Below are 24,564 nucleotides of genomic sequence, written 5' to 3' on the forward strand. Positions count from 1 at the left end.
AAAAAATCCCCCACCGCTCCCTAGGGAGCAGCGGGGGGAGTTGCGGTCAGAATTTGCCGACGACGTTGAGGAAGACGCCCTGGTCGTCGAGGGTGAGGTCGCGCAGGTCATCGGAGAAGCGGCCGAAGTTGTAGCCGATGCCGACCTTGAAGTTGTTGCCGACGTGACGATAGAGGGCGGCGAGCGCGCCGTAGTCGGTGGTGTCGGCCTCGGGCATGTGGAGGACACGGCCTTCGAGGAGCACATCCCAGTTCTTCACGAAGTGCAGGTCGGCGCGCAGGATGCCGAGATGGGCGGAGGATTTCTGCCATTCCTCCTGGAATGTCGTGCCGGTGCCGTCACTGGTGCGGTACTTCACTTGGCCGTAGCGGAAGCCGTATTTGCCGCCGACGGACAGCCACGGGGTGAGGTCGTAGATGGCATCGACCGACAGGATGTGGCTGCGCTGGGCCGGCGCGTAGGCGTCGCCGGTCGAGCCGCTGATGACCTGGTTGTTGCCGGGCAGGTCGTAGAGCCAGGTGTATTTGAACAGCGCGTTGAGGCGGTCGTTGTCGACCGGCCGGTAGGCATAACCGACGGAGGCCTCGACATAGTCGGTGTCGGCGAAAGAGGTTTCCGTGGACTTCGAATCCGACAGAACCGCATCGATATTGGCCAGGAGGCGCCAGTCAGGATTGGTCTTCCAGCCTAAGCCGGCGGCGAAGAGATAGGTGTTCTGATCGCGCGTGTCGTTGTCGGAGCGCTCGATGCGCACCTCGCCGCGCACGCGCGCGTTGATGCCGGCCTCTTCGTCCTTGTAGCCAAGCGAGAGGGAGGGGGCGTAGCGGTCGAAGTCCTCGCGCTCGGTTCCCGTCTCGTCCACCGTGTCGTCACGCACGCGGCCGACCTCCAGTCCACCGTCGACCGTCCACTGGGCGTCCGGCGTGTAGACGACGCCGTAGGTCTGGGTGAGCGACTTGCGGTGGCCGTACATGTCGTAGTTGCTCTCGGAATAGGCCGAGACGAGGTCGCCCATGCGCCGGCGTATGCCGAGGACGATCGAGCCGCGGTCGGAGCCGAAGAGATCGTCGTTGCGGTCGAGATCGAAGGCGCGGTCGGGGTCGAGCCTATAGCCGACATAATAGTGGTCGTCGGCGGTGGGGTCGTAGGTAATGCCGGCCAGCGCGCCAACGCCGTGCGTGCCGTAGGAGACCTCGCCGGTCAGGCCGACCCTGTCGGTGAGCTGCCACTCCGCGCCGACGCCCGCGCGGTCGTTGCGGTCGATGTCGCCGCTGCGGTCAACCGTGCCTTGCGCGAAGGCGTAGACGAGGCGGTCGTCGTCGATGCGGTAGTCGACGCGTGCGCCGGCGTCGACGCGACTGCCGTCATAGCCGGATTTGCCGGCATTGATGGCGCGCGGCGACATGATCTCGGAATAGGTGACGCCGAAGGAGACCTTCCAGTGCTGGTCGAACTGCCAGCTGACGCTGCCCGTGCCGTCGCGTCGGACTTGGCCATCGCCGTCCTTCAGGTCGTCATAGGCAAGCTGTAGGGCGACGGCCTCCGTGACGTCGACATCGGCATGGGCGCCCCAGATGCGGCGGTCGACGGTGGCGCGGTCGAAGAGGGTGGAAAAGCCCGCCTCCTTCTTCTCGTAATAGCCGCCCACCGTGCCCTTCACGCCGGCGCCGAGCTCGTCAAGCGCCGCTTGGCCCTCGACGCGCCAGGCCGAGGCCTTGCGGTTGGACGCATCATCCGTGGAGCGGCCATCCCAGGTCAGCCCGCCATCGGTCGATTGCGACAGGCTGAAGCCCGGCCCCTCGGAGCGGGCGAACTCGGCCGACAGGTAGGTGCGCTCGGAATGGCGCAACGCGATATCGGCGCCATAAGCCCTCTGGTCCGCCAGGCCGGTGCTTTCATCCATGCCGGTGACGCCGACGCGGACCTTATCGTTGATCCAATGCTGGGCGCGCCCGCCATAGACATAGCCGTCGACGTCGCCCGCCACCGGCTCGAACTCGTACTGTACCGTCAGATAGAGCTTGTTGCCGCCCAGCGCCCCATCGCGCACCGGGCCGCTGGTGCCGGTCATGGAGGTCAGCGGCCGGCGCAGGATGATGACGCCCTGCATGTAGTCGAAGGAATAGTCCTCGCCGTAGCTCAGGGTGTGGCGCTGGACAACGCGGCCGGTCACCGCGTCGCGGGTCTCCACCGTCACCGTCTCGGAGCCCTCGACGATGTCCTGGCGCTTGAGGAAATAGGCCGAGCCGCCGGTGCCCAGAAACTCCTCGCGCTGCGGCAGCGTGTCGGGCTGGGCGGCATAGACCGACACCTCGGTCCGGCGCTCGCCGAAGGAGGTGGTTGCCTCGGAGCGGTAGACGGCGTTGGCGCCATAGAGCGCCCGCTCGGAGCGCAGAAACTCGGTGCCGGTGATGGCCGTCTTGTAATTGCCCCACATGACATGGCTGTCGCCGCGCTCCAGCCGCACGTAGAACTTGCCCTTGGTCGGCGCGTCCTCGACAAAAGTCGAATCGTCGCCATAGACGGGATAGTAATCGTCCGGGTCGAGCCGGCGCAGGATGCGCCGCGGGTCCTGGCTGTCGAGGTTACGCCACAGGCTGTCGAGATCGTCCTCGCCTGTGTCGGCAGCCGCCGTCAGCAGGTATTTGCCCTTGATCTTGCCCTTCAGATAGAAGGCCAGCCGGCCCTTTGTGTAGACTTCATCATATTCGCCCGGCCGCACCTCCTCGATGCGGTTGTCGCCCATGCGTTTGCCGACGGTGAGGTCCGCCAGCGCCACGTAGAACCAGTCATTGTCGGGGATGTTGATATCCCGGGTGAAGGACAGGCCGCCGGTCTTGGAGGCGCCTTTGACGGCGACATCGACCTCGTGATCGCCCGCCGGCAGGATACGCTGCACGACGAAGGCCTGGTCGCGATCGACGGGAATCGTCTCACCAAGGACCTCAACCGCATAACCCGGCGGCACGTGGCGACCATAGATGGTCACTGCCCCGCCATTGACGGGGATGTTGCGGAAGGCTGTGCGGTCCTCTCCCCAGCCTGGTGCTGTGGCTTCTTGAGCCGTGTGCCGGGGGAGGTCGCGGCTCGAGCGGCGAAGCGTCAGCGGCACCGTCTCGTCATAGCGGCCCTTGGCGTCATACACGCGCAGCACGTAGGAGAAGTCGACCTCCTCGGCCTGAGGCATGACCCAGTCGGCCCTGCCGTTGACGGCAACAGGAAGCACCGCCAGAGGCCGGGCGTCGCGCCCGTCTTCCTCGAAGATGCGGATTTCCGCCCGCTCGATGAAGGCCGGGTAGTTGGTGGTGGCCAGGAAGGTCACCGTCTCGCCGGCCTTGTAGGTGCGCTCGACCGGCATGGTCGAGACGTTCAGCATTGTCCCGGCGTCGAGCCCGTCGAACTTCACCTGGATGTCGACCGCGGAGAGGCTCACATCCGTCTGCCGCTGCCGGTCCACTGGCCGGGCGGCCCCTTCGACAGGCTCAGGACGGGCTTCGCCGGGCGCAAGCGCCTCTGGCCCTCCTTCGACAGGGCTCCTGTCGACGGTCGCCCCGTCGACGCTGATCATGAAGGGGATGGACGGTGTGTCGGCGGCCGTTTCGGCTTCGGTATTCTCACCCACCGGCAGCGGCCTCACTGCGCTGTCGGCGAGCACCTTGCCGCCCGTCCGCCCGTCCTGGGCGATGGCCGGCCCAGCCGCCAGCAAGATGCCGGCCAGCGCCGTGCCCGCCATCAGCAGAAGCCGCCGCTCGTCCGTTCGAGCCTTTCTGGCGAGGATCATAGCTGTTGCAAAGGTTCTCATTGCCCCGCCTCCACACGTATCTCGATATTCAAGGGATAGGCTCGTCGCCGCTCGTCCCAGCGCTCGGCGATCAGCGCCTTCATGTACTTCACGCGCTCGTTGGCGAGCTTGGTGTCGGTGCTGGTGTCGATGTAGGAGAGCCTGAGCACCGATTGTTGGGCGGACAGCACCGCGATCAACTCATCGATACCCGCCGCCCAGCGTTCGGAAAGCTCCGCCCGCCCCGGCACGAAGGCCTCTTCCTTGAGATCCAGCCGCACCACGCGACCGATCGAGGCACCGAAATTCAGCTTTGTCAGCTTGCCTGCGGTCAGCCGCACCACGCGCGGGTTCTCCGTCGTCATGCGGTAACCCGTGGGCAGCGTGCGGGTGTCGAGCTTCATGATGAAGTTCGAGCCGATGCGGCTGTCCGGCAGATCGGCGCAGGCCACGTGGAAGCGGCCATACTCGTCGGTGGTGATCAGCCAGCCCTTGACCGTGGCGACCCGCACCCCCGGCAGCCCCGGCTCACCGTCGTCCTGGTGGCCATTGCCGTTCACATCGTCGAACACCTTGCCGACGATGTCGCCGCAGTCGAAGACCGGCTCGGCCAGGATCTCCACCACCGCGCGGGCTTCCGGCGCCAGAAGAGTGCCGGCGGCGTCCGTCGCGGTGGCCCGGTTCACGTGCTCTCCCGGACCCGCCGAGCTCAAGGCCAGCATCCTCAGCCGGATCTCGATCTCGCCGTTGCCTTCGAGCGACAGGTCCTCGAAGCGCACGGTGCGGCCGGAAACCTCCGGATCCACCGTCTCGCCGTTCAACCTCGCCGAGCCATCAACGTAGCGGAAGCCTGACGGAATGGTGTCGACCACCGTCAGCCCGCCCACCCGCGAGGCCGCATGGTTCGACACGCGGATCGTGAATGGCGCCTGTTCGCCGCGCCGGATGGCATGCAGATTGGCGATCTTGGCCACGGAGATATTGCTCTGCGCAAACGGCAGGCCCAGGAGCGTCCCGCTACCTTCCGATTCCACCTCCGTGCCGGTGACCTCGTCGCCATTGGCGTAACCGATCGCCGTCGCGGTGTTCTCGACGCCGTCCTCGACGCCCGAGCCGTTGTCGATGTCGGCCTGCGTCAAAGCGTAGGTAGCCTCGAAGACCATCTCCTCGCCCGGCTCCAGCGTTGCCGAGAGCGGATCGAAATCCGACAGGCCGCCATTGGGGTCTTGGCCGTTAAACTTCGGGCCGGCATCCTTCGGTACCACCTCCTCCAGCAGCACGTTGCCCGTGTTGGTCACCGTGAAGCTGTAGACGATGGTGTCGCCGACGTTGGCAAAGCCGTTGTCGTCGGTGTCGACGTAGGTCCCCGTCTTGACCAGCTCGAGGCCAGTCACCTGCGACGGCACCCCCACACAGTCGTCCGATGGGCATTCGGGGAGTTCCGTTTCGTCCGGCAGCTTGATGATGTTCACGACCTGCGTAACATCGTCGGACAGTGAGTCGACCACCTGCGCCGTCACCGTCAGCACCAGCGTCCCCGGGGCGGAGCCGTCATGGGGCGGCACGGTCAGTCCCGTCCAGTCCACCACTCCGCCGCCGGGATCGCCGCCCGAATGGGCACCGCCATTGTCGGCCGACGCGAAGACGGTGTTGTCGTCGAGCAGGTCCTGGATGGCGTAGCTGTCCGTCGGGCCGCCGGTGTTGGTGAGAGTGATCTGGTAGGTGAGCGTCTCACCCGGCTCGGCAACGCCGTCCGTGAGGCCGCTTTCGTCGACCAGTTCCTTCAGCCGCAGGATTCGCGCGGAGGCCGGTATTTCGTAGCATTGGTCAGGCGTCACTCGGCAGTCCACGATCTCGTCGGGCTCGTAGATGACATTGCGGACATTGGTCACGCCTTCGGGGATCGGGTCGACGACCTCGAACTCAACCGTAAACACCAGCTCGCCCGGGTTTGTCCCGTCATGCGCCGGAACGGTGAGCCCGGTCCAGGTGATGGTGTCACCGTCGTCGGTGCCGCCAGCGGCATCCACCACGATCAGGTTTTCGTCGTAGTCGTCGATCAGCCGGTAATTGCCGCGCGCCGAATCGTAGGGGTTGATAAGCGTGATCTCATAGGTCAGCGTTTCGCCCGGCTCGGCAGCACCGTCCAGCTCCCCGCTTTCACTCACCAGCTCCTTGCGCTTTGTGATCACCGGCACTGTGTTCGTGTCGGTGTCCTCGCTATTGCTTGGGTCCGGGTCCGGCACGTCGGGCGGGTTGGTGACCGTCGCAGTGTTGACGAGATCGCCCTCGAAGTCCGCCGGCACGCTCATGGTCAGTGTGAAGGTGACGGAGCCGCCCGCCGGCAGATCCACCGGCACGTCGGCGATGGCGCCCGTGCCGCTCGGAACGGTGCAGAACCCACCGTTCACCGGGCTGCCGCAGGTCCACTCCGCATCGGTGATGCCGTCCGGCAGAGGATCGTTCACCATCGTGCCCGCCACGCCGAACGGACCGTTGTTCGAGACCACGATCGTGTAGACGACGTCCTCGCCCGCCGTATAGGTCTCGCTGCCGTCATCCTTGTCGATCGCGACATCGGCCGGGAAGGTCAGCGCCGTTGTGACGCATTTGGCGCCATCGTTCTGGCCAGAGCCCTGGAGGTCCGAGATCAGCGTTCCCCGGCCCGTGTCCAAGTCGAACCGGTAGAAGCCGCCAACGTTGTTCGAGCCGAAGACGCCGTTGCTGGCGCCGAACATGCCGCCAAAGGCATTCTGGGGCAGGGTGGTGGCGCCGACCGTGTCGACAAAGCCCGACCCCGGGTTAATCGTAACGAGCAGGCCAGTGCCGGTGACGGAGTAGAGCAGCCCGTTGTGCCATGCCAGGTCCGGGCCGTGGGTGGCGGCCCCCGTCAACGCAACGGATGTCGCCGTTCTGGTTGTCACATCGACGGTATAGAGCCGCCCGGCCGTCACCGAATAGAACGTCCCGTCCGGACCGAACTCACCGGTAACGCTGCCGTTCGGAAAGCCGCTGATCGGTCCCAGTACCTGCACGCGGCCGTCGCTGCCAACGCGAGCCAACTGCGGCGGGGTGGTGTTGATCTCTAGCCCATAGATGTAGTTATCTATGGGGTTCATGGCGATGCCGTTGTACTGGTTCTCCGAGGGATCCCCCACGTTGTTGACGACGAAGGGGTTCGACGCGGTTTCAAAGCGGAAGAGCTGCGTCGGAACGTTCTGCGCCAGATACATGCTGGGGCTGCAGGAGCCGAAGGACGGCGAAAACGTGTTGGTGATCGTGCAGACGGCGCTTTGGCCGTTCTCCAACGTCACTGAATTGCCATCCGCCGCCGCCCCGCCATCGATCGAGCAGCTATACTGGGAAGCGGCATAGCCGAGCACATCGTAGGATTCGCTGAGCGCGTAGGTGCCCGCCGGGATCGAGGCATCGGTGACCGCAGGGTCTCCCATGACGCCTTCAATGGTTACTTCACCCTCCGCACGCAGGGTGAAGTCGCTTGGTCCGGCGGAGCCGCCTTCGGTATTATCGACAGTCTTCTGCAGCGTCAGCGTTGGCTGGCACAGGGCAGTCGACTGGATTTGCGCCATGAACGCCTGTGCACCAGGTCCGGACTTTATATGGACAACGATGGTGTTGGGGCCGGTCTGCCAGGCACCGTTCATGGAGCCGTCGGCTCCGTTGGCGGCCGTGAATCCGTTGTAGAAATACGGATCGTCAGGGGCGTAGTCGGATTGGATGTTCTGGGCGACCCCGTTCACCCATATTTCGTAAACCGAGTTGTCCGCAAAAAAGGTCATCTGCAGATCAAGCGTCGACGGGTCGACCCCGGGATCGAGGTCGAACTCGTAACGGTAGAAGATGTCGTAGTTCTCGGACGTGGGGTGGACGGCTGTTGTGTTATGCGAGATCCAGTTGGCGTTGCCAAAGGGAGACGTCGTATAGACGGCAGGTGGATCATCCACGACGACGGCATCGGCATAAGTCAGCCCCCCCGGCGGCGGGCCGGTAACCTCTGTGGTCGTTAGGGCGACTTCCCAGTTGGCATCGGTGCCCGAGGTCAGCATGCCACCGGTCGAGGCATCGTATGCCGTGTTGAAAATGGCCCCGTCGGTCGTGCAAGAGACGGTGGGGCCCGCTTGGGCACGGGCCTCTTCCGTCGTGCCGAGAGAAAACCCGAACGCCAGAATGAAAAGACCGGCGAGGGTGTTTCGCATGAGATGGGGAGGATATCGGCGCCAGGACCCGGGCGACCGTGATGCGACCCCGTCGGGGCCTGCCATGCGATGGCAATGGGCGGCGAAGCGGCGTGCTGCGGCAAAGAACAAGACCGGCTTGTACATGGACGACCCCTCGTATGCGAATAGTCCAGGCGCGAGTCTTCTTCTTTGCGCAGTCAAAATGACGCGCTGCCCAAGCATTACGTTAGATTCCCCTCAGAATCCAACGCATTACATAAATGCTTCGGCAGAAGTTGCCCGACGCGGACAATTCCGATGCGATCAGGAGGTCACAGTTTTGGGGATTGGTATTTCAGAGAATTGCGATTGTTTCAGAAAAATGCGGAAATAGTTTTAGGTATATAAGCGGTGTTGCAAATTCGATACATCACCGTTCGTTCACCCGCCGAAACAGCTGCGCGAATAGTATACACGTGCGGTGTTTTGCTGGATAAATTCTTGTAAAACTTGAAAATACTACCGCTTCGCTCGCATCCTGGCGGGGGTGATTCGCTTGTGGCTCCGCATGGCGGAGGTCAGGTGGCTCTGGCTGGAAAAGCCGCTCAGATAGGCCACTTCGGCGATGGTCATTTCCGTATCGAGGAGCAGTTTCTCGGCAAAGGCCAGGCGTCGGTTGACCAGGTAGCGGTGCGGCGGCTGGCCGAAGGTTTTGGAAAAGGCGTGTATGAAATGACCGGGCGATAGCTCGCACACCGCGGCAAGCTCGTCGACTGATAGCTTACGGGTGAAGTGCTCTTCCACATATTCCTGCACCCTTCTGGCGGCGTAGTCGGACAGCCCGCCTTTTGGTGGTGCCGGCCGCATATTGAAGCTGGAATAGTTGCGAAGAACGTGGATGCCGAGGAGCACGATGAGGGACTCAATATATGGCTCGTTCGGCGGCTCTCCCCGCGTCAGCTCCGCTTTCAGCAGCTCTGCCATATGCAGGGCCTGTGGATCGACCTTTCCCTTCGATGGCCGGAGCTCGGCGCTTCCCAAATCAAGCGCCTCTATCGCAATCTCGTGGAGGCTTTCAGGTTTCCAGGCGACAAGCACTTCCTCTCTGGCCGTCGACCAGTCCATTTCGACTTCCACGTCGGCCGGGATGACGGTGAGGACACCGGTATACGCGTCATATCTGTGCTGGTCGCCGCCACCGAATCTCGTCGTTGTCGCAGGTGAGTGCGCCAGCACCACGGTGGCCACGTGGTTCCTGGGGAGGAACGTTTGCGAGCCGGGAGGGCGGATGGCGTGGACGGCCGCGCCCTTGGCGGTTACCAGCCGCGGACCAGCGTTTTCTGGAACAATGTCCAATATCCTGCGGCCCGCCAGGAGGTGAGCCGTTCCCGGGTGTCGAGGAGATAGGCCGTCAAGCTCGTCAAGCATCGGCGACCGGCGGAAGAGCTGCGCCGAGAACAACTGCCGTATGGGGCGTTCGTCTGGTGTTGAAAATATCCACATTCATGCTTTGGAACCCGCCTTGTCTCAGAAAAGCACGTAAATGCTCAAAGCGGCCTGCGTCTCCAGATATCGACGCCGCGTTTACAGGCACTGGGAAGCATTGCAGCACCGGTAGAACGGCCCGTCGCACATGGCGCTGCGTTGGAAGACAAAATCGGTTCAAGCATGGATGGCCCCCTCGAATGTGCAGTCACCCGGTGGTGGGGGTACCCTCCATCTACGCCGCTCAAGCATTTTACCGGACTCCCACACGGGGCCGGCACACTCGCATCAATGCTTCAGCATAAACCCCTCAAACACCGGATAACTCCAGTGCGTATAGGGAGACATAGTTCACGCCGACAGTATTTCAGGAAAATCGGGTTTTTTCAAAAATCAGTGAAAACCATCCGCCGTACAAAAGTTCTGCAGCATATCTGCCGAAACCTACTCTATGCCGGCTCTTGGTATTAGAATTATGCGTAAACAAGGAGGAAATCCTCTCGGAGAATTCTCTTAAAAGTTGAGCATTAGCTCATCATCCGCATCCTTGCCGGGGTGATTCGCTTGTATTTCTTCATCGCCGAGGTCAAATGGCTCTGGCTGGAGAAGCCGCTCAGATAGGCCACCTCGGCGATCGTCATCTTCGTCTCGAGGAGTAGCTTGCTGGCGAAGGCGAGGCGCCGGTCGACCAGATAGCGGTGCGGCGGCTGGCCGAAGGTTTGGGAGAAGGCCGGGATAAAATGGCCGGGCGATAACTTGCATACATTGGCAAGCTCGGCGACCGACAGCTTTCGGGCAAAATGCTCGTCCAGATATTCCTGCACCATTCTGGCGGCATGGTTGGACAGTCCGCCTTTGGCCGGCGCCGGTCGCTTAGCGGCGCTGGAATGGTGGCGTAGAATGTAAATGCCGAAGAGGACAATGAGGGAATCGATATAGAGCTCGTTCGGCGGCTCGCCCCGCGTCATCTCGGCTTTCAGAAGCTCCGCCATATGCAGGGCCGCCGGATCGATGGTCCCCATGGTCGGCCTGATCTCGACATCGCCTCCGTTCAATTCCTGTGCAGCAAGATCGAGCAGGCAATCGGGCTCAATCGCCACCACGGTGTTCTCCCGGCTGGACAGCCACTCCACCTTGCTCTCCATGTTGGCCGGATTGACGACCACTGTTCCAGCCTCGGCGTCGAATGTCTTTGCTTTGTCGCTGCCCATCGCCGCCGTTATTCGCGGCGAGGGCGCGAGCGCGACCGCCACGCAGTGTGCCCTGGAGATGAATGTGTGAGAGCCCGGTGGACGGTAGGAATATATCGCGCTGCCCCGCGCGGCCGTCACTCGCGGTCCCACGTCCTGGGGAATGGACCTCAGAATATCAGAATCTGCCGCTCGCCGATCCATATCGAATCGGCGAATTGGCATAGCGCCATATTCGCCAAGCACAGGTGTCCGCCGCCCCAATTATTGCTTTCGTACAGGTTGGACGATTTCGGTCACGGCTGCAACAGTGATATTCGGATACAGTTTATCGCAGCTTGCAGAGGACGATCCTTGCTCGCGCTATCGTTGGGAGCGGCAGTCTTCATGCGCCGACGTTGTTTGGGCTGTGCGATTCTGTCCGGTACTTGAAAAGAAGCTCCGCCTGTGACAGAACCGTACGGTACGGTACTGATAGAGGCACGCCCGTTGACCGAACCCGAGCAAGACCGCCTGACGCCGCGCCAGCGCGCCGTCCTGGAGTGTGCGCTGGAGTTGCTCGTGGCGGGTGGCGAGCGGGCGCTGACGACCGCCGGCGTGGCGCGGGCGGCGAGCTGCTCGAAGGAAAGCCTCTACAAGTGGTTCGGCGACCGCGACGGGCTCATGGCCGCCATGATCGCCTATCAGGCGAGCAAGGTGCGCGGCTTTGCCGATGATGGCGCGCCGATGGACCGGGAGCGTTTCTGCGCGCATCTCATGGGGTTTGCGCAGGATTTACTCGAGGTGCTGGGCGGCGACCAGTCGCTGGCGCTCAACCGGCTGGCCATCGGCCAGGCGAGCCGTGAGCAAAGCAGGCTCGGTCAGCTTCTCGTCGCCCAGGGGCGGGGGCGCATTGACCAGAGCGCGCGGGCGCTGCTTGAAGCCGGTAGGAAGCGCGGCTTCATCCGCTATACCGATGCCGACGAAGCGTATCGCACGCTCTACGGGCTGATCGTGCGCGACCTCCACGTGCGCATGCTGCTCGGCGAGGAGGGGGCACGCCGGACGGAGAAATTCGCCGCTCTTGCCGAGCGGGGAGTGGAGCAGTTCTTCGCGCTCTACGGAGCGCGGCAGAAGGAGAGGGCGGAAACGGCATGAGGCCGGCACCGCTTGGGCCGACACAAGGAAGGAACCACAAATGCGTGTCTACTATGATCGCGATGCCGATCTGAATCTCATCAAGTCGAAGAAGGTCGCCATCATCGGTTATGGCAGCCAGGGCAGGGCGCATGCGCTGAACCTCAAGGATTCGGGCGCCAAGGACGTCGCCGTGGCGCTGCGCGCCGGCTCGGCGACCGCCAAGAAGGCAGAGGCCGACGGCTTCAAAGTGATGACGGTGGCGGAAGCCGCCGGCTGGGCCGACCTGATGATGATGGCCACACCCGACGAATTGCAGGCGGGCATCTACAACGCCGACATCGCCCCCAACATCCGCGATGGCGCAGCCATCGCCTTCGCCCATGGGTTGAACGTGCATTTCGGCCTCATCGAGCCGAAGAAGACTGTCGACGTCTTGATGGTCGCCCCCAAAGGGCCGGGTCACACGGTGCGCGGCGAATACCAGAAGGGCGGTGGCGTGCCGTGCCTCGTGGCCGTCCATCAGGACGCCTCGGGCAATGCGCTCGATCTCGGTCTCTCCTATGCATGCGGTGTCGGCGGCGGGCGCTCAGGCATCATCGAGACCACCTTCCGCGAGGAATGCGAAACCGATCTCTTCGGCGAGCAGGTGGTGCTGTGCGGCGGCCTTGTCGAGCTCATCCGCGCTGGCTTTGAGACGCTGGTGGAGGCGGGCTACGCGCCGGAAATGGCCTATTTCGAGTGCCTTCACGAGGTGAAGCTGATCGTCGACCTCATCTACGAGGGCGGCATCGCCAACATGAACTACTCGATCTCAAACACAGCCGAATGGGGCGAATACGTCTCCGGTCCGCGTATCATCACCGCCGAGACCAAGGCGGAAATGAAGCGCGTCCTCTCCGACATCCAGTCCGGCAGGTTCACCTCTGAGTGGATGCAGGAGTGGCATTCGGGCGCGGCCCGCTTCAAGGCGACGCGGCGCTTGAACGATTCGCACCAGATCGAGGAAGTGGGCGAGAAGCTGCGCGGCATGATGCCGTGGATCGCCAAGAACAAGCTGGTCGACAAGCAGAAGAACTAAGCGTTCCCTCTCCCGGGTCTTACAATCGGAAGCGGCGGCGCTGGTCAGCGCCGCCGCTTTTTTCGTTCGATCTATCGACCGTCAGCGCATATAGGGCGAGATGCACGCCCTGCGCGGGCCGTTATAAGGCTGGAAGGTGTTGTCCCAATCCCGGTATGAGCGGTAGCGGTTGTAGCACCACTGCACATGCGCCGAGGAAAGCCTGTAGACGGGGCGCGGCTCTACGTAGCGCGGCCGGACATAGCGTGGCCGCGTATAGTAAGGCGGCGGAGCGGTGCGGAAACCGCCGGTGCCGAACTCGAAGTAGATGCCGCTGCGCGGCCTGCGGTGGCGCCAATGGCGATCGCGGTGACCACGGTGCCACCTGTGATGGTACCGGCGGTCGTGAACCTCGAACAACCCGCCGTTGTTCGTTGCCTCGACAGCCTTCACCGTATTCGCGGTCGCCCCACCCACCGAAAAGGCAGAGGCCCCGGCCGATGGCATCGCTACGGCAAGGCCGAGTGCAACCAGGCCGGAAAAAACAAGGCTGGGGAGAATGTGTCTCATGGGGTACTCCAATCTTCCTGATGCCGCCCAAGCCCAACGGTCATTTCTGATGAAAGGATTATCCCATCATCACTATGAACGCTGGATGAACGCAAAAGTTGCGTTTTTTTGACCCTTGTTTTTCCATGTCCAGCGGGCAAAAGTGCTCCTCATGTCGGTTCGCATCGCCACGTTCAATGTCGAGAATCTTATGAACCGGTTCGACTTTTCCGGTTTTCGCAACGAATTGAATCAGGATCGCGCGCTGACGCTCTTCCAGATCAAGGACGAGGCGGAATATCGCGCACTGGAGCGGGCCCGCACCATCGCCCACACGGACGATACGCGCCAGCTTACCGCGCTCGCCATCGCCGCCGCGCACGCCGATATATGGTGCCTGCAGGAAGTCGATAACCTCGCTGCGCTGAAAGCCTTCGAATACGGCTATCTTTTCAAGATGATCGGCAGGGGCTATCAGGACAAGCACTCCTCCGCCGGCAACGACATGCGCGGCATCGACGTGGCGGTGATGATGCGGCGCGAGACCGCGCATGGCGAAGCGATCGAATTCGAGCGCTCCACCAGCTACGCGCATCTCACCTACGCGGATTTCGGCCTTTTTACGCCTGAGCTGGAAGCGCTCGGCATCGTCCCGCACGAGCGTATATTCCGTCGCGACTGCTTGGAGGTGGATGTACGCGTCGCCGGAAAACCTGTGACGCTCTACATCGTGCATTTCAAGGCCATGTCACCGCCGCGCAACGGTAAGAATGGCCGCGAGTCCTCCATGCCCATCCGTATCGCCGAGGCGGCTGCCGTGCGCCGCATCATTGAGGAGCGTTTCGGTGCTGGAAAGACCGACGGGAAGCGCTGGGTGATTTGCGGCGATCTCAACGACTACCGTGAGCGTATCATCATCGGCGGCGATGTCCTGAGCGGCTACACTTTCGAGCCGGCGCGGGAAGCACAGTCCAGCATCAACGTGCTGACAGAAGGCGGCTTCTGCGAAAACGTTGTGGAGCGGCGGCCGGAGATGGAGCGTTGGACCCTCTACCATACGCGCGGGCCGGAGGAGCGGCATCTATGCCAGCTCGACTACCTCATGCTTTCACCGGCGCTGGCGCAGGCGAATGCGCACACCGTGCCCAACATCGTGCGCGCCGGCCAGCCCTGGCGTACCATCTTTCCGCCGGGTCAGGAGGTGGAGCGTTTTCCGCGTACGGGTTGGGACAGGCCAAAGGCCTCCGATCATTGTCCGGTGGCGATGACGCTCGACCTTGTCTGAAGCCTGCCGAAAAAGGCGTATAGTGCAGTTTTTTGCAGTTTTTTGCCCGGTGCAGGAGAGCGCGTGGTCAAGAAGGTGGATTCGATGAATGCCCGGCGATACCAGATCTATGATGTGTTCGCGCAGCGGAAGCTTGCGGGAAACCCGTTGGCCATTGTGCTCGACGCGGAAGGGCTCGACGACGCCGAGATGCAGAAGATCGCCGGCGAGTTCAACCTGTCGGAGACGGTTTTCGTTGGCCCCCCGGAAAATCCGGTACATACGGCGCGCATACGCATCTTCACACCCCGACAGGAGCTTCCCTTCGCCGGCCACCCCACAGTGGGCACGGCAATCGCTCTGTCGCAGCAGGGCGCTATCGGGAGCGACGAGCGCACCTCCATCGTCGTTCTGGAGGAGAATGTCGGGCCGGTGCGCTGCGCGGTTTCCACCGGCAATGGGGTGGCTTTTGCTGAATTCGACCTGCCGCGACTTCCTGAGCCCGTCGCCTTCGATGCGCCGTCCGAGGTGGTGGCGGCCGCACTGGGCCTCTCGCACCATGAGGTCGGCTTTGAAAATCATGTCGTCAGTGCCTGGTCGGCCGGGATGCCATACGTCTGCGTGCCGGTCGCCAATCTCAAGGCAGCGGGCAGGGCGCGGCTTGACGCCGGCTTGTGGGAGGAGCTTGCGCCTGGCGAGGGCGCCATCTTAGGCGACCCTTATATCTATTGTCGCGAGACGGTGAATCACGATTGCGCCTTCCATGCCCGCATGTTCGCACCTGGCGCTGGTACTCCGGAAGATCCGGCGACGGGTTCGGCGGCGGCCGCTTTTGCCGGCGCGGTGGTTACCCACGACGAGCCGGTAGATGGCGCCCACCGCTACTGGATCGAGCAGGGCATCGAGATGGGTCGGCCCTCGCGCATCCGGCTGGAGATCGAAGTGGCCGGTCAGGCAATCGAGTCGGCGCGTATTGGCGGCGCGGCGGTGAAAGTTGCGGAAGGCAGCCTTTCCCTTTGAAACCGCTGTCCCGGCGCCCCATATCGAGGCCTGCCTACCGGGCTCAGGGCGCGTCCACACACAGGCATTTAACGGGCTTGCAAGCCCCCGCCAAACACGCTAATGAGCCCGGCATTCGCAAGGTGGCTGCCGACAACTTCCTCGGTCTGGACGGTTCGAGGAAAAGTGGGGTTGCCGGCGCGGTCGGGTGATTAGCTCAGTTGGTAGAGCAGCTGACTCTTAATCAGCGGGTCACAGGTTCGAGCCCTGTATCACCCACCAAATTTCTCTCTGGGCCAATCCTCCCCTTTCTCTGGACATAGTCTCGGTCTTTGGGAACCGCTGACGATGCATGCCGTTTCCCTTGCAGTTCATGCAAAGGAGGTTGTTATGGCGCGCTGCGAGGTTTGCGGAAACGAGTATGACAAGGCCTTCAAGGTCGAGATGGGCGGCGAGACGCATATCTTCGACAGTTTCGAGTGCGCCATTCACGCACTGGCGCCGTCATGCTCCCACTGCGGCTGCCGGATCGTCGGCCATGGCGTGGAGAAGAACGATGTGTTCTTCTGCTGCGCCCACTGCGCCGCCCAGGAGGGAGTGGAGGAACTGAAGGACCGGGCTTCCTAGTTTTCCCCGCCGCCAGGTGTATGGACAATCGGGTCGCGGCGGGTCGGCCCCTTCAAAACCTCGCGCGCACCTTCCCGCGGGAAGGTGCTGCTGTCGTCCTCGACCACACGGTAAAGCTTTTCGTCGCGAAATGCGCTGGCGAAACTCGTCGAGACGCCGTCGCCAGGCTTGGCGGGAGTGTCGAGGAAATCGACTTCCGCCTCGGAGGCGACGATGCGTGCGTCGGCGGGCGAGCGCGCCCGCACGACCACTTCCCCCGCCGGCTCCGCTAGGTCCCAGTTGGGATCGGTCTCGGCCGCATCCGGCACCAGTCGGTATATCTTAAGTGCCTCTTTATTCATCCGCATGCCTCCGGTACTGCCTGCCCCATGGAACACACAGCAGGGCAGGGCGGTTCCCATGCTTCCATCGCCACTGCTTCGGGCCCGCCTGCACCGCCGCAAAATTTTTCTGATCTTTTTTACTTTTGGAAGGAACCATCGACTGCTGTGGGCGTTTTGATCTCGACGGCACGCACTCCCCCCGCCCCCCAACCCCACTACTGCGTGCCGGGTGCCGGCGCATACGCCGGCATTTTTTTGCCCGGATGTCGGGCGGAACTTTTGTCGCAGGCCACTGTTGCGTGACTAAACGGCCGAGCGCCGTACCATCAGTCTTAAGCAAGATGGAGTGAAGCTCATGCGACGCGACCTAATATCCGCAATGGTTCTGGCATCGGCAACTGCCTTTGCCTTTCAGGCTCAGGCCCAGGACCAGAACCAAAACCAAGCCCAGAACCAGCAAGCATCGCAATGCATCGAGGAATTGCGCCAACTAGCGCAGAGGATGCGCGATGACGGTTATTGGCTAGCGGGGTATCGCGGCTACGGCACGACCGGAATGGCGCCAAGACCGGGCGGCACTACACCTGCCGCGCCCGGCGCCGCTCCGGCCACGCCTGCAACGCCACCGACCTCGCCGGGCACAGAGCCGGCCGCACCGGAGGCCGGTCAGGCGGCGCGCGAGGTAGGCCCTTGGGGCGACGTTCGGTGGGTAGGCCGTCCTCAATACCAAATTGGCGTGCTTTACGAGGCCGCTTACGTGCTGGCCATGAATGGGGACCAGCAAACCTGTGAGACGATGGTCGAGGCTACGCGGGACCGCTACGAGAGCTATGTTGCCGAGCTCGAGGAGTTGGGAGTCAATCCCGAAGAGGTGGCGAACTGGCGTGCGGCGGAGATCGCCGCGTCCGAGCCGGTGACTGAGATGCAGGGCCGCTTCAGGATCGAAGACATCATCGGCGCAGACGTGCGTAATGCCCAGGACGAAGGATTGGGCAGCATCGATGATGTTGTGCTCAACTCAAGCACCGGCCAGGTGCAGTACGTGGTGGTCGACTATGGCGGCTTCTTCGGCATTGGGACTGACGAGGCGGTCGTGCCGTGGGAACGCCTCCGTGCCATACCGAGCAGGAACGCGTTCGTGCTGCCGGTGGACCGCGCAACGCTCGAACAGGCCCCGCAACTTCCTGACAATGGCCTGCTCGACCCCCAACAGACCGGCTCCATCAACACGGATGAAGTCGACGCCTATTGGGAAGACGCTACTCAGCAGTGACCACTCAACCCGTCGCCCTATCGGGCGGCGGGTCCCTTAATAGTCCCTTTCGTAAAAGATGCCGAGACTTGACTCGCCGCCGGTGCCGATGGCGCCGCGTGCCTTCAGGTCCTCGGTGATATCGAGGTTGATGGTGGCGCGCGTGGAACCGCCGGAGCCGGCCTCCACACCGAGATAGACATTCTCCTGGATATAGCGGCCGGCGCGAACGGCCACACCGCCTGTCTCGTCAGTGATGATGTCGAGCTCGTCGAGGCCGGTTGCGCCGCGTAGCGAACCCAGAAGCGAGGTTTCGGTGCCGCCGGCAAGCTCGGCCGCCGCGGCGGCTAGTTGGGCAAGCTGCAGGGGCGACAGCTCGTTCAAGCCGCGGTTGAAGATGAGGCGTGCTAGCACCTCGTCCTCCGGCAGCTCCGGCTGCGAGGAAAAGTCGACCGACAGATCGGAGACGCGGCCGGTCACCGTGATGAAAACCGTGATGTCGCGGCGCTCCGAGCGGGCGACGAAGTCGAGATAGGGATCGAGGTCGCCTACTAGGCTCACCGTGCCCTCGTCGAAGGTGATGCGCTGGGTGAGGATGGACAACCGTCCGCGGATGAGCTGGAAGGCGCCGACGGGCTGAACGGAAGTGACCGGCCCCGTCAGTTGCACCGAACCTCCAAGCTCGGCGTCGAGCCCGCGTCCGCGCACGAAAATGCGCGCTGGCGCGTCGACGGTCACGTCCAGGCGCAGCACGCTCGGCCGACCGCTGGGCATCGGCGTGCCGTCGTCGGCCCGCGCACGGCGCAGTGTCTGGCGCACCGCCGGCGGCGGATCGACATGTTGAACGTTAATTTGGGCGGGGCCGCCGCCGCCGAAATGCTCCGGAACGGTAATCTCCACACGGCTTAAGGTGAGGTTGCCGGAAAGCAGGGGATCGCGGGTGAGCGGCCCGCGGAGCGTCAGCGCTCCACTCATGGTGGCAGTCACCAACTCGCCGTCCGTATAACGTGCCTCATTGAGGCGGATCGCCAAGTCGGCAGGAAATCCTGCCGCGGCACTGGTCGACACCGTGCCCGAGAGCGAGAGCGTGCCGCCGCCCGCAAACGCCGCCGAGGCCGAGCGGATGGTAACGGTGTCGCCGCTAATGCCGGCGTCGACGCGAATGGAGGTTAACCGTAGATTTGTCAGCGGGTCGAAAGCGGTGGCGTCCGCGATCGACACCGTTCCCTGGATCGCCGGATTGGCGAGGCTGCCACCGATATGTATTTCGACAATGGCGGTTCCCCTAAACTGCGCGCCACGACCGGTCAGGAGGCGATCTACAAGCGTCAGCGGGACGTTTCCGCGGACGTCTACGGCCAGGCCGCTTCCTGTGAGCGGGACGCGGCCGCTGGCTGAAACGGAAAGGCCGGCAGGGCCGGTGGCGGTCATGTCGCTGAGCGTCACCACGCCTTGGGCGAAGCGGCCGGAGGCGGTGATATCGAGGGGAGCGGCGCCGAAAGCGGCGAGAGCCCGCGCGGTGAAGGCACCGGTGTGCAGGTTGAACTCTGCCCGTGGGTCGGCGAGGCTGCCCGTCACGCGGGCCGAGCCGGTGAGCGTGCCGCCGAGATCTTGGTTGGGTATCCGCGCGTTGAGAAGGGAGAGGGGGAAGGCCTGAAGCTCGACATCGAGCGCCAGCGCGCCCTCGCCGAGCGGCACGTCGCCGGCAAGCGTTGCCCTCAAGCCTCCGGGACTTGCCACTTGAGCGTCAACGGTCAGGATTTCGTTGCGGGTCGTGCCGGTGGCGTCGACGCTGAGCGAGGCGACGCCGGCCTGGCGAAGGGCCGCGGCGACGATGTCGCGCCCGGTGAGCGTGAAGGATGCCTCATGCGCTTCGCGCGTGCCGGAGATGGTGGCTTCTCCGTTCAGCGTTCCGCCGAGCGCTAGGTCGGGGCGGACGGTATTGGCGATGGAAAGCGGCACGGCGTCGAGCGACAACGCCACGTTGAGCGTCCGGCCGATCTCACCTTCGGCCGTGACCCGTCCACCGGCGACATCCACTTCCACGGGTTCGAAGGAGACAGTGTCGCCACGGACGGTGAGGGATGCCGGCCGCAGAAGGCGCGCCGACACATCGTCTTGGGTGAGGGAAGCCTCTTGGAGCGAGATCGTGTAGCCGCCATCCTGCGGCGCAAGTCCGCCGCGGGCGGCGATGTCCGTGCCGTTGGCGAGTGCTGCTTCCGCAGAGAAGGTGGTTGCACCGCCGCTGGTTTCGGCGGTGGCGTTGAGCCGAGCCACGTCGATGCCCGCAACGACAAGATCCGCGGCCGCGACTGTTCCTTCGACCGCCGGTACGCCGAAGAGGTCGGCGACGGTCGCCTCGAGGTCGGCGCTTTGCAGCGAGAACTGCTCGGTCACGACATCGCGCAGCGTGGCGTTGAGCGCGAGATGCTGCTCGCCATCCCGTGGCTCCAGCGACAGCGTGGCCTCGGCAGCGCCGGTCGCCTCCGTTAGAAGCAGGGCCGCCGCGGTCGAGATGTCCGCGGCGTGAAGGTTGAGTTCGCCAGCGAAAAGCCCGTCGTTGCCCCGGGCAAGGTCGCCCGTCAGCCGCGCGCCGCCGGCGGTGAAGTCGATGCCGCTCAGGCGGCGCTCTTCGTCCGCCAGTGCCACGTCCGTTTGCAGGCTTGCGCGTACGCCGTCGAGGAAGGCGTCGCCCGTGACGCGCCCGGAAAGCGCCTGATCCTCAAGTGTTCCTTCAAAGTCGATCACCGCGTCCGTAAGTTGCTTGTCAAGAAGCCGGCCCTCTGGAACCTGGGCGCGGAGGGAGAGGTCGAGTTCGCCGGCGCTGCCCGTGGCACGTCCGTTGGCCGTCAAGCGTCCTTCGGCGCGGTTGTTGATAACCGCAAGATCGGCGATGGCGGCGTCGAAGCGGAAATCAGCCTCTTCGGTGGCGAAGGTGCCGTCCGCCGTCAGCTCGATCTGGTCGTTGACGACGTGGAAGTTGTCCGCCGTAAAGCCCTCCGTGCTGCGCCCCAGCCTGCCGGTGATGCGGGTCAAGCCGCCAAGCAGGGCATCGGCGGCCGGGATGCCGATGCGAAGCTCGTTCGCCCGGCCGTCGAGCGTGAGGTCGAATGCGCCGCTGATCGGGCGCACTTCGCCGTTTGCGGCAAGATCGAGACTTCCCCCGAGTTCCCGCCCGGCAAGGCCGGAGAAGGGGGCGAGATTTGCCGCCTCCAGGCCAATATCGCCACGGAAGGCGAGGTCGGAGATTTCACCGGAAAGCGTGGCCGTGAAGCTGTGCCCGGTAAGCCGGGCGGCAGCAAGGGAAAGCGGTTCGCCGGCGCGCCAGGCGCCGTTGGCGCTAAGCTGGATGGTCTGGCCGAGGGCTTCGGCGATGTCGGCGCGGTCGGCAACGATATCCTCCAGGACGCCTTGCAGGTTGAAGGTGATGCGGCGCTCGGCGGGCTGGGAAAGGTTGGTGGCCTCGCCGCCGATGGTGAGATTGGTGTTCCCGGCAGAAAAGCCACCGCTCTGCAGGCCATCGATGTCGAGTACCGCCTGCCAGTCCTCGTCTGTTTCGCCGTAGCTGGCGGTCAGCCTTGCCGAGCGCACCGAGGACTCGCCACCGGCAACCGGCAGCAGAATCCGCTCGCCCTGCGGATCGGCGATGCTGGCATCGAGCGAAAGCATGGTCAGGAAGCCGTCGCTGGCCGTCTCGGCGGAAGCTTCAATCTGCAGTGCGGCACTCGATAGGCTGAGGGTTTCGAGCGTCAGGCCACCGCCGCGTCTGGCGACGCCCGTGGCTTGCAGCGTGGTCTCGTCGCCGAAGAAGGCGCGGAAGCGGGCAGGTATCAGCCGCACGATGGGGCCGCTGACGTCGACCGTGAAGCCGATCCCTTCCTGCCGTCCGCGGAACCGGGCGGCACCGGAAAGGGCGGGCTGGCCGGCGGCGGCAAGCGAAAGCGACAGGTCGAGATTCTCTACCGGACCGGAGCCGGCCAGGGTGAGGGAGAGCGGCGGGCGGCCTTCGATGTTGAGCAGGTTTGCCACTACGCCATTCTGTGGTTCCACCAGCGCCAGGTCGAGATCGAGCGCGCCCGTGTCGTCGGCGTAGGCCGCCGTCAGCGAAAGATGTCCACCGGGGCCATCGAGGCGCTCGATCTCGAGCGCCGTGTCGAGCGACCCGCCTTCCAGCCGCAGGCGGCCTTCGAGGGATATGACGGATTCGAGGCCGAAGACATCGCTGCTGAAGGAGATATGCGGAACTTCGAGCTGCTCAAGATTGATGGCAATCGGCAGTTCCGGGATGGCGAAGGAGCGTGCCTCGGGCGACGGCAAGCCTTCGCTGGGCAGTGGGCGGCGGATGACCTCTATGGAGTCGGCGGCAAGGCGCGCAACCTCCAGCCGCTGGCGCAGGATAAGGGCGGTGCGGCTCCATTCGATGGAGGCGTTTTCTATACGCAGCCAGACACCCTCACGGTCGGCGACGGTAATTTCGGCAATGGAGGCTTGAGAGGAAAGAACGCCCTGGATGCCGCGGATGCGGATGCGGCGGTTGGGCGTGGAAAGCCGGTTCTCGATGAAGGAGAGGAAAAGTGAGCGCTCCTCTGCCGGGCTTTGCGCAGCATCGTCCTGCGCAGTTGCCGGAAAGGCTGCGAGAAATAGGAAAAGGGCGAGCAGAAGCCGGGTCAAAACGCCTGTCCTATCCCAACGTAGAGGGCCACACTTGGGTCCTCCGGTCCCCGATCCAGCGGTACGGCGACGTCGAGCCGAATGGGACCAAAACCAGTCTGATAGCGCAAGCCCGCACCGACGCCTATGCGCAGGTCTTCCGAGAAATCGGGGAAGGCTTCGGCCCCCACATAGCCTGCGTCGACGAATCCGACGACGCCGATGCTCTGCGTGACGCGTACGCGCAGTTCGGCCGAGCCTTCGATGAGGGAGCGGCCGCCGGCAATGCCGCCGGGCACCTCAACGCCGATGCCGCGGTAGGCGTAGCCACGGACGGAGCCGCCGCCGCCGGCGAAGAACAGCTTGTCCGGCGGCGTTTCGGCTATGGGCGGATGAAGCAGCGCCCCCACCTTGGCGCGGCCCGCGATGACAAAGCGGCTTTCGGAGTCGAGGCTGTAATAGGTGCGTGCCTCCGCAATGATGCGGGCGGCGGCGTTGCCGTAGTTGAACTCGTAATAGGGCTCCAGGGTGAGTTCAGTGAAGATGCCTCTCGTGGCGTCAGCCGGGTTGTCGCGCGTGTCGTAAGCCACACCACCTAGGAAGCCGGCGGTGACAAAGTCGCGCGTGCCGAAATCGTCTTCGAAACGGGCATAGCCGCCGGTGGCGAAAAGCCGGGCAGACAACCTATCCGAGAAACGATGGGCAAATCCGATCTCGCCGGAAACGCCGGTGCGCGTATAGGTATCGAGCACCTCGCGGTCGCCGAAGACGGAGGCGATGAAATCGGTGTCGGGCGTATAGATGCCGGGCTTGGTGAAAGTGGCGCCGACGCGGTAGGTGAGATCCGCGGGATCGATGGTCTCGCCGATGCCGGCGACCTTGCCCTCTATGCGCAGGCGCTCTGCCCGGCCGAACAGGTTGCGGTGTAGCCAGAAAGCCTCCAGACCGAACCCGTCGATGGTGGAATAGGAGCCGCCGACGCCGAAGCGGCGCGGCAGGCGTTCCTGTACGATCACTTGGATGGGCAGGCTTCCGTCGGGCCCGACCTCTTCGGCCTCCTCGATGCGGGCGGAGCGGAAGACTTCGAGCCGGGTAAGGCGGTCGCTCGCCTTCTCCAGGTCGTCCGGGTCGTACTCGGTGCCGGGCGCGATCCCCGTCTGACGGGCGACGAAGGCGGCGTCCATGCGCTCAGTGCCGCTGACGGAGACCGGGCCGAAGACGGCATGCGCGCCCGGCTCGACGACGAGCGTGGCGTCGATCGTGTCGGTGTCGTGGGCGGCGATGACGCGGCGCTCGACGATCTCCGACTTTGCATAGCCTTGCTGTTGCCAGGCCTCCACGGCCAGGCGTCCGGCACGGATGATGGTGCTGCTTGGGGCGGGCTCGCCGGCGCGGAAGCCCTCCTGCGCCGGGTCCGCCACCACGTCTCTTTTGTTGGCTGCAGGCGGCGCTTGGTTGACGATCCTGGCATCCGCGAAATGGAAGAGGGGACCGGGAGCGACGGCGATGCGCACAGCAGCGGGGCTTGCAAATTCAGCGTCCGGCTGAAGATCGCTGACCTCACGACCGTCTATGGTAATGGAGATGGTACCGCCGTAGCGCGCCTTGGCATAAAGCGTGTTCAAAAGCCTACGGTAGTCGCCACGCGCCTTGACGAGAAGGCCGGCCGCGCCTGACGCCGGCTCCTCCCGGTCGGTCCACAGGTTCGAAGCGCCCTTCAGCGCCCTTTCAATATCGTCCTCATCGTCGGCGACGACGAACTCCACCTCATAGGGCTGCGGCGTGCCGATGACGCCTTCTTCTTCGCCGGCATCCTGTCGCTCGAAAAGCCGCAGGCCGAAAATCTCCAGCGCGGCCGCGGGGAAGGGCACGACAACGAGCACGGCGCAGAGAATGGCTGCGCACGGGCGCAGAAAGCGTCGAGCATCGGCGGTGCGGTTCCCCAAATTCCCTCCCGGCGGCTTAACACGGAACGAGCCGCCTTCTCGAATATCCGTCCGCCGCGCCGGTGCGACTTGTGATCGCTGCGCAGGGGCTGGCCTCAAAAGCCCCACCCTGGCAATGACCTAGCCTAGGATACAGGGCTTGTT

14 protein-coding genes and 1 tRNA gene are annotated in these 24,564 nt (G+C 63.8%); 7 read left to right on the forward strand and 8 right to left on the reverse strand.

Translation table 11 applies throughout. The features are described 5' to 3' along the window. Window positions 1-46: 46 nt before the first annotated feature. The 4 genes from N5A92_RS08860 to N5A92_RS08875 form a co-directional block, all read right to left on the reverse strand. On the reverse strand, window positions 47-3,802 hold the full coding sequence (locus N5A92_RS08860; RefSeq protein ID WP_260901881.1) for a TonB-dependent receptor: 3,756 nt from the start codon (window positions 3,800-3,802) through the stop codon (window positions 47-49). Then, complete coding sequence (locus N5A92_RS08865; RefSeq protein ID WP_260901883.1) at window positions 3,799-8,124, reverse strand: DUF6923 family protein; 4,326 nt, start codon at window positions 8,122-8,124, stop codon at window positions 3,799-3,801. Before N5A92_RS08865 ends, N5A92_RS08860 begins: the two co-directional genes overlap by 4 nt. A gap of 354 nt (window positions 8,125-8,478) precedes the next feature. Beyond that, entirely contained in the window at window positions 8,479-9,315 is an 837-nt protein-coding gene (locus N5A92_RS08870; protein WP_260901885.1) for a helix-turn-helix domain-containing protein, read from the reverse strand. A 656-nt stretch (window positions 9,316-9,971) separates the two neighbouring features. Then, complete coding sequence (locus N5A92_RS08875) at window positions 9,972-10,655, reverse strand: helix-turn-helix domain-containing protein (protein ID WP_260901887.1); 684 nt, start codon at window positions 10,653-10,655, stop codon at window positions 9,972-9,974. A gap of 468 nt (window positions 10,656-11,123) precedes the next feature. On the opposite strand from N5A92_RS08875, the gene N5A92_RS08880 reads away from it, so the two are divergent. Continuing rightward, a complete protein-coding gene (locus tag N5A92_RS08880; protein WP_260902323.1) occupies window positions 11,124-11,771 on the forward strand; it encodes a TetR/AcrR family transcriptional regulator in 648 nt (215 codons plus the stop codon). A 40-nt stretch (window positions 11,772-11,811) separates the two neighbouring features. Further along, window positions 11,812-12,831, forward strand: a complete 1,020-nt coding sequence (gene ilvC, locus N5A92_RS08885; protein ID WP_260901890.1) for a ketol-acid reductoisomerase — start codon at window positions 11,812-11,814, stop codon at window positions 12,829-12,831. Window positions 12,832-12,912: 81 nt separating this feature from the next. Here the strand turns inward: ilvC and N5A92_RS08890 are convergent, their stop codons facing one another. After that, a complete protein-coding gene (locus N5A92_RS08890; protein WP_260901892.1) occupies window positions 12,913-13,380 on the reverse strand; it encodes a BA14K family protein in 468 nt (155 codons plus the stop codon). 151 nt (window positions 13,381-13,531) lie between these two features. Here N5A92_RS08890 and N5A92_RS08895 point away from each other — a divergent pair, with 151 nt between their 5' ends. From N5A92_RS08895 to N5A92_RS08910, 4 genes are all read left to right on the forward strand, one after another. Then, window positions 13,532-14,644: an endonuclease/exonuclease/phosphatase family protein gene (locus tag N5A92_RS08895; protein ID WP_260901894.1), complete on the forward strand. Its 1,113-nt coding sequence runs from the start codon at window positions 13,532-13,534 to the stop codon at window positions 14,642-14,644. 84 nt (window positions 14,645-14,728) lie between these two features. After that, window positions 14,729-15,643 (forward strand): PhzF family phenazine biosynthesis protein, encoded by a 915-nt coding sequence (locus N5A92_RS08900; RefSeq protein ID WP_260902325.1) that lies wholly within the window; start codon window positions 14,729-14,731, stop codon window positions 15,641-15,643. Window positions 15,644-15,828: 185 nt separating this feature from the next. Next, window positions 15,829-15,904, forward strand: a tRNA-Lys gene (locus tag N5A92_RS08905). A 108-nt stretch (window positions 15,905-16,012) separates the two neighbouring features. Next, entirely contained in the window at window positions 16,013-16,249 is a 237-nt protein-coding gene (locus tag N5A92_RS08910) for a hypothetical protein (protein ID WP_260901895.1), read from the forward strand. On the opposite strand, the gene N5A92_RS08915 is transcribed toward N5A92_RS08910, so the two are convergent. Then, window positions 16,246-16,590 (reverse strand): hypothetical protein, encoded by a 345-nt coding sequence (locus tag N5A92_RS08915; protein WP_260901896.1) that lies wholly within the window; start codon window positions 16,588-16,590, stop codon window positions 16,246-16,248. The genes N5A92_RS08910 and N5A92_RS08915 overlap by 4 nt on opposite strands. A 337-nt stretch (window positions 16,591-16,927) precedes the next feature. On the opposite strand from N5A92_RS08915, the gene N5A92_RS08920 reads away from it, so the two are divergent. Beyond that, window positions 16,928-17,845, forward strand: coding sequence for a PRC-barrel domain-containing protein (locus tag N5A92_RS08920; protein ID WP_260901898.1), 918 nt, complete (start codon window positions 16,928-16,930; stop codon window positions 17,843-17,845). Between the two features lie 36 nt (window positions 17,846-17,881). Here the strand turns inward: N5A92_RS08920 and N5A92_RS08925 are convergent, their stop codons facing one another. After that, window positions 17,882-22,495, reverse strand: a complete 4,614-nt coding sequence (locus N5A92_RS08925) for a translocation/assembly module TamB domain-containing protein (RefSeq protein ID WP_260901900.1) — start codon at window positions 22,493-22,495, stop codon at window positions 17,882-17,884. Next, the gene (locus N5A92_RS08930; RefSeq protein WP_260901901.1) at window positions 22,492-24,420 is read right to left on the reverse strand and encodes an autotransporter assembly complex protein TamA; all 1,929 of its coding nucleotides are present in this window, start codon (window positions 24,418-24,420) and stop codon (window positions 22,492-22,494) included. The genes N5A92_RS08925 and N5A92_RS08930 overlap by 4 nt, the downstream gene beginning before the upstream one ends. Between the last annotated feature and the right edge of the window lie 144 nt (window positions 24,421-24,564).

The sequence above is a fragment of the Chelativorans salis genome (assembly GCF_025336525.1).
In the GTDB taxonomy this organism is placed as follows: domain Bacteria; phylum Pseudomonadota; class Alphaproteobacteria; order Rhizobiales; family Rhizobiaceae; genus Chelativorans; species Chelativorans salis.